Here is a 6,084-nt window from a genome sequence, read left to right as displayed (position 1 = left end):
GCCGGGGCGACCAGTGTCGACGATGTGCCCGTTGTCGCCGGGGTGACTGGTGTCGTCGGGGCGGCTGGTGCCGCCGGCGCGGCCGGCGCCGCCAGCGCGACCGGAGTCGCCAGTACGGCCGGCGCCGCCAGCGCGACCGGAGTCGCCAGTACGGCCGGTGGTGCCAACGTGGCCGGTGTCGTCGGGGCGGCCGGCGCGGTCTACTCGGAGTCGTCCGCTTCGGCCCCGGTCGTGGGCTTCCCGGTTCCCAGTGCGGGCGTTCCGGTTCCCAGGGCGGGTGCCTCCGCTGCGCGAGGGAGCGTCCCGGCTCCCCGGGCGGACGCCGTCCCGGAACCCGAGGTCAGCAATGCGAAATACGCACCGAAGGAATCCACCAGGCTCGCCAGGAGTTCCTTCCCCTTTTCCGCGGACCCCAGGGAAGGACGGCCGATGACGCCCGAATCGGTATAGGCGGACATTCCCAGCGTGAGCAGATGGCGACGGTCGTCCGCGGTGAAATCGGCGGACTCGTAACCGGGCCGGACGAGTTCGGGATGCGCGTGCAGCAGGATCGATGTCTCGATTTCCCCGGCGTGCATGTCGGTGAGGAGCGAGGTCTCCACCCCGGACCGTTCCCGCGCCGCCTCCCAGTCCTCCGGGGCCGGGAAGAGCGCCATCCGCTCACCGCGGGCGGAGGACTCCTGGACCGCGTTGCCCAGGACGTAGTTCCCGCCGTGTCCGTTGACCAGCACCAGGGCCTCGACGCCCGAGCGGCGCAGCGAGGCCGCTATGTCCCGTACCACCGCGTGAAGGGTCACGGAGGAGATGCTGACGGTCCCCGGCCAGGCCGCGTGCTCGTGCGAGCAGGCGATGGTCACCGGCGGAAGGAGGTGCACCGGGTACGTCTCGGCGATCTCCCGGGCGATGGCGCAGGCGACCAGCGTGTCGGTGGCCAGCGGCAGGTACGGGCCGTGCTGTTCGAAGCTGCCGACCGGCAGGACCGCCACCTGTGTCGCGGCGCCGGCCCCCCGGGCGCGGACGTCCTCGGTGGTGTCCGCCGGCACCAGTCCGTACGCCGCCGTCGCCGCCGTCCGTATGTCCGAACCACTCATCTTTTCAGGGCCTTTCGTCTCCGCTTAGGAATCAGAATCATGACAGAAAAAATTGGTGTACTCGGCACGAAGACCCCGCAGCGCACCGGTGTGGAACGCGTGGTGAATGCCCCCCTGCCCACCGTGTACGGGAAATTCCAGGCCGTCGGCTATCTCGACCACGACCGCGGTGACGAACAAGTCGCCCTGGTGTACGGCGAGATCGGCAGCGAGGACGTGCTGACCCGGCTGCACTCGGAGTGCCTGACCGGCGACGCGTTCGGCTCCCAGCACTGCGAGTGCGGCGACCAGTTGGAGTCGGCGCTGCGCGCCGTCGTCGCCGAGGGCAGCGGGATCGTCGTCTATCTGCGCGGGCACGAGGGACGCGGCATCGGACTGCTCGGCAAGCTGCGGGCGATGGCCCTGCAGGCGGAGGGTCTGGACACCGTCGAGGCGAACGTGGCGCTCGGCTTCCCGGTGGACGCGCGCGACTACAAGGTGGCCGCCGACATCCTGCGCGACCTGGGCGTACGGTCCGTGCGGCTGATGTCGAACAACCCGCGCAAGCGCGAGGCGCTGGTGGACAACGGCATCCAGGTCGCCGAGGAGGTGCCGCTGCTGATAGAGCCGTGCGAGAACAACATCACGTACCTGCGCACCAAGCGCGAGCGCATGGACCACCGGCTGCCCCACCTGGACGCGGTGGCGCACTGGTCCTGAGCGCGCTTTCGACCGTCGCCCCGGCCGAGGGGGACCACGTCCCCGGCCCACGGGGACCACATGTCCCCGGCCCACGGGGACCACATGTCCCCGGCCCACGCGGACCCACACGTCCCCGGTCGCCGGGGATCACCAGGTCCCCGGCGGGTAGGGATCACGACGGTCACGGCAGGTGACAGCCCCGGCCTCGGTACCCGGGCCGGGGCCGCCGCACAGTAAGGAGCCGCTCGCGTGAACACGCATGCCTCGGTCGTCGTCATCGGCGGCGGAGTGATCGGAATCAGCATCGCCTACCATCTGGCCGCGGCCGGGGTGCGGGACGTGCTGCTGCTGGAGCGGGACGAACTCGCCGCCGGGTCGACCTCCAAGGCCGCGGGAGGGGTGCGCGCCCAGTTCTCCGACGAGCTGAACATCCAGCTCGGGGCACGCAGTCTGGAGGCGTTCGGGCGGTTCGGGGAGGAGTTCGGGCACGACATCGGACTGCACCGGGTGGGCTATCTCTTCCTGCTCTCCACGCCCGAGGAGGTCGCCTCCTTCGAGGCGGGCGTCGCCCTGCAGAACACCCTCGGCGTGCCCAGCCGGATGATCGACCCGGCCGAGGCCCGCCGCCTCTCCCCGCTGATCACCACCGACGGCTTACGCGCGGCCGCGTTCTCGCCCGACGACGGCCACTGCACCCCCGAGGCCGTCGTCCAGGGGTACGCGGCCGCCGCCCGCCGGCACGGTGCCCGCGTCATGCGCCGCACCGCGGTGACCGGGATCGAGACCCACGGCGACACCATCACCGCCGTCACCACCACCCTCGGCCGGATCACCACCGACACGGTGATCTGCGCGGCCGGCGCCTGGTCCCGGTCGGTCGGCGCGATGGTGGGCGTGGACCTGCCGGTGCAGCCGCTGCGCCGCCAGATCGCGGTCACGGAACCGGTGCGGGACCTTCCGCCGGACCTCCCCATGACGATCGACTTCAGCACCACCCTCTACTTCCACTCCGAGGGCCCCGGCCTCCTCGTCGGCATGTCCGACCCCGACGAGCGTCCCGGCTTCGCCACCGACACCCACGACCGCTGGATCCCCCGCCTCGCCGAGGCCCTGGAGCACCGCGCCCCCTCGATCCTCGACCTGCGCCGCACGGGTGGCTGGGCGGGCCTGTACGAGGTCACCCCGGACCACAACGCGCTGATCGGCGAGGCGCATTCGGTATCCCGTTTTCTGTATGCGACCGGTTTCTCCGGGCACGGCTTCCTGCAGGGGCCGGCCGTCGGCGAGGTCGTCCGTGACCTCTACCTCGGCCGCGTACCCTTCGTGGACGTCACCCCCCTGAGCGCCGGCCGGTTCGCGGCCGACGCCCCGCGTCCGGAGGTCAACCGCGTATGACGGGCAAGACGGCACCGCACCTGTGGCTGCGCCACGAGGACCGCACCACGGAACGGCGCACCCCGGTCGTCCCCGACGACGCCCGCCGCCTCGTCGAGGCCGGCGCGGACCTGACCGTGGAGGAGTCCCCGCAGCGGATCTTCCCGATCGAGGAGTACGAGGCGGTCGGCGCCCGTGTCGCCCCCGCGGGCTCCTGGGTGTCGGCGCCGCCCGGCACGGTCGTCCTCGGCCTGAAGGAACTTCCGGACCAGCCAGCAGAGTTGACGCACCGCCATATCTTCTTCGGGCACGCCTACAAGCAGCAGCCCGGCGCGGCCGCCCTGCTGCGCCGGTTCGCGGCCGGGGGAGGGGCACTCCTCGACCTGGAGTACCTCGTCGACGAACAGGGCCGTCGGCTCGCCGCGTTCGGCTACTGGGCGGGCTATCTGGGCGCGGCCCTCGCGGTGCTCCACCACCGGGACCGGCTGACCGCGCCCCTGCGTCCCACCGGCAAGGACGAGCTGGACGAGACGCTGCGTCCGGCCCCGGGCGACGAGGAGTTCACCGCCCTGGTCGTCGGCGCGCTCGGCCGCAGCGGCCGGGGCGCCCGGGCCGCGCTCACCACGGCGGGCGCCGAGCCGACCTGCTGGGACCTCGAGGAGACCCGCGACCTGGACCGCCGCGCCCTGCTGGCCCACGACGTCATGGTCAACTGCGTCCTGGCCACCACCCCGGTGCCGCCGTTCGTCCGCGAGGAGGACCTCGACGACCCGGCCCGCGGGCTGCGCACCCTCTCCGACGTCACCTGCGACGTCGGCTCACCCCTCAACGTCCTGCCGGTCTACGACCGTACGACCGAGTGGACGGACCCCGTGCGCCGGCTGCGCAAGGAGCCCCCGCTCGACCTGATCGCCATCGACAACCTCCCGTCGCTGCTGCCGCGCGAGTCCAGCACCGACTTCTCGGCGGCCCTGCTGCCCCAGCTGCTGGACTTCCCGGCGGGCGGCGCGTGGACGCGCTGCCTGGACCGCTACCACCGGGCCTGCCGTGAACTCGGCATCGAGGAAGGGGATTCGGCGCATGCCTGACCTGGTTCCCGCGACCGGCACCGTCCACTGGGTCGGCGCCGGCCTGTCCACGGGCAGCGGCCTCGCCGATCTGTGCGAGCGCACCGACGGCGTCCGCCTGTGGCACCGCACGGCCGAGCGCGCCGCCGAGGCCCTCGACCGGCTGGGGCTCACCGGACGCGCCGCACCGCGCGCGTACACGCTCGAGGCGCTCACGGCCGAACTCGCCCCCGGTGACGTCGTCGTGTCGATGCTGCCCGCCCCCGACCACGCCCCGTTGCTCGCCGCCTGCGTCGCCCGGCGCGCCCACTTCGCCTGCTCCAGCTATGTCTCGGAGGCGGTGCTCGAGCAGGTTCCGGCGGCGGAGGAAGCCGGGCTGGTCGTGCTCACGGAGGCCGGGCTCGACCCGGGCATCGACCACCTCTTCGCCCACAGCCTGGTCGCCCGCGCCCGCGAGGTGATCGGCGACGGCACGGCGGCCACGTACCGTCTCACCTCGTACTGCGGAGGCGTCCCGGCCGTCCCCAACGACTTCCGCTACCGCTTCAGCTGGGCGCCCCTCGGCGTCCTCAACGCCCTTCGCTCACCCGCCCGTTACATCGAGGACGGCGCCGAGACCGTCGCCGTCCGCCCCTGGGAGGCGACCCGGAGGCACGTCGTCGACGGCGAGACCTTCGAGGTGTACCCCAACCGCGACAGCCTGCCCTTCATCGGGCAGTACGGGCTGCCGCCGGCCTGGAAGCCGGTCTCCTTCGTGCGCGGCACGCTGCGCCTGGACGGCTGGCTGCGGGCCTGGGAGCCGGTGTTCGAGGAACTGAGGGAGGGCGACGACGGGCGGATCGCCGCCCTGGCACGGGAGTTGGCGGACACCTACCCGACGACGGACGCCGACCGCGACCGGGTGGTCCTCGCGGTCTCCCTGGACGTCACGTCCGGCGCGGGCGACGGCACGTCCTGGTCCGGGAGCTACCTGCTGGACCTGGTGGGCGACGAGGGGGAGAGCGCGATGGCGCGCTGCGTCTCCCGCACCCTCGCCCTCGGCGTCCGCCACGCCCTGGCCGGCGACCTGCCACCCGGCCTGAACCGAGCGGCCGAGACGGCGGCCCGATCCGCGGAATGGCTCGATGAACTCGCGGGGGAGGGACTGGAGTTCACGCTGAGGGCGGGCGGCGCGGACGGCTGAGGGGCACGGCCGTCGAATAATCCCGTGCCGTGCCGTCGGTGGGCGTGCAGACTCGCCCCCATGGTGGAGATACGGGCGTTCCGGGACGCGGTCGGCGGCTGGGCGGGCGGCGGTCCCGGCGGGCCGGCGAGCGATCTGGCGGTGCGACTGGGGCTGCGGACGGCGGTGCTGCTGGAAGGGCTGAGCGACCTCGCGGCCGTGGAGGCGCTGGCCGCCCGGCAGGGACGTGACCTGGCCGCCGAGGGGGTGTGCGTCGTGTCCATGGGCGGGGCGATGAACGTCGGCCGCTACGCTGGCTTCCTCGGGCCGCCCGGCCTCGGCCTGCGTCTGGCGGGACTGTGCGACGAGGGCGAGCAGCGGTACTACGACCGCGCCCTGGAGCGGGCACGGGCGCCGCGCCGGGGCTTCTTCGTGTGTGTGAAGGACCTGGAGGACGAGCTCATCCGCGCACTGGGCACGGCGAGGGCCGAGGAGGTCGTCCGCGCCGAGGGCGACCTGCGTGCCTGGCAGACCTTCCTGCACCAGCCGGCCCAGCACGGTCGGCCCCGGGAGCAGCAGTTGCGGCGTTTCCTCGGTACGAAGAAAGGCCGCAAGATCCGCTACGGCCGCCTTCTCGTCGAGGCCCTCGGCCCCGAGGAGGTGCCGACCCCGCTGGACGGCCTCCTTGCGAGCCTGTGACGCCGCCCGG

Annotated in this window: 6 protein-coding genes; 5 read left to right on the top strand and 1 reads right to left on the bottom strand. The window is 72.9% G+C overall.

Annotated features, from left to right (window positions below):
- Positions 1-200: 200 nt before the first annotated feature.
- Positions 201-1,091: a creatininase family protein gene (locus ACIRF9_RS32875; protein WP_403829588.1), complete on the bottom strand. Its 891-nt coding sequence runs from the start codon at positions 1,089-1,091 to the stop codon at positions 201-203.
- Positions 1,092-1,130: 39 nt separating this feature from the next.
- On the opposite strand from ACIRF9_RS32875, the gene ribA reads away from it, so the two are divergent.
- From ribA to ACIRF9_RS32850, 5 genes are all read left to right on the top strand, one after another.
- Positions 1,131-1,790 carry a GTP cyclohydrolase II gene (ribA, locus tag ACIRF9_RS32870; protein WP_403829585.1) on the top strand — a complete coding sequence of 220 codons (660 nt, stop codon included), beginning with the start codon at positions 1,131-1,133 and terminating at the stop codon, positions 1,788-1,790.
- 231 nt (positions 1,791-2,021) lie between these two features.
- Positions 2,022-3,167: an NAD(P)/FAD-dependent oxidoreductase gene (locus tag ACIRF9_RS32865; protein ID WP_403829583.1), complete on the top strand. Its 1,146-nt coding sequence runs from the start codon at positions 2,022-2,024 to the stop codon at positions 3,165-3,167.
- Entirely contained in the window at positions 3,164-4,234 is a 1,071-nt protein-coding gene (locus ACIRF9_RS32860; RefSeq protein ID WP_403829580.1) for a saccharopine dehydrogenase, read from the top strand. The genes ACIRF9_RS32865 and ACIRF9_RS32860 overlap by 4 nt, the downstream gene beginning before the upstream one ends.
- The gene (locus ACIRF9_RS32855) at positions 4,227-5,396 is read left to right on the top strand and encodes a saccharopine dehydrogenase family protein (protein ID WP_403829578.1); all 1,170 of its coding nucleotides are present in this window, start codon (positions 4,227-4,229) and stop codon (positions 5,394-5,396) included. Before ACIRF9_RS32860 ends, ACIRF9_RS32855 begins: the two co-directional genes overlap by 8 nt.
- A gap of 60 nt (positions 5,397-5,456) precedes the next feature.
- A complete protein-coding gene (locus ACIRF9_RS32850; RefSeq protein WP_403829576.1) occupies positions 5,457-6,074 on the top strand; it encodes a TOPRIM nucleotidyl transferase/hydrolase domain-containing protein in 618 nt (205 codons plus the stop codon).
- Positions 6,075-6,084: the final 10 nt, after the last annotated feature.

Origin of the sequence: Streptomyces sp. NPDC096132 (genome assembly GCF_044763345.1) — a bacterium.
Taxonomy (GTDB): Bacteria; Actinomycetota; Actinomycetes; order Streptomycetales; family Streptomycetaceae; genus Streptomyces.
Note: the sequence above shows the minus strand (reverse complement) of the source record. Positions and strands in the feature narration are given on the sequence as shown.

Excerpts from the sequence above, each read along its gene's own strand:
- ACIRF9_RS32860 (WP_403829580.1), top strand. The coding sequence starts at position 3,164 with ATGACGGGCAAGACGGCACCGCACCTGTGGCTGCGCCACGAGGACCGC.
- ACIRF9_RS32850 (WP_403829576.1), top strand. The coding sequence starts at position 5,457 with ATGGTGGAGATACGGGCGTTCCGGGACGCGGTCGGCGGCTGGGCGGGC.
- ACIRF9_RS32855 (WP_403829578.1), top strand. The coding sequence starts at position 4,227 with ATGCCTGACCTGGTTCCCGCGACCGGCACCGTCCACTGGGTCGGCGCC.
- ACIRF9_RS32875 (WP_403829588.1), bottom strand. The coding sequence starts at position 1,091 with ATGAGTGGTTCGGACATACGGACGGCGGCGACGGCGGCGTACGGACTG.
- ribA (WP_403829585.1), top strand. The coding sequence starts at position 1,131 with ATGACAGAAAAAATTGGTGTACTCGGCACGAAGACCCCGCAGCGCACC.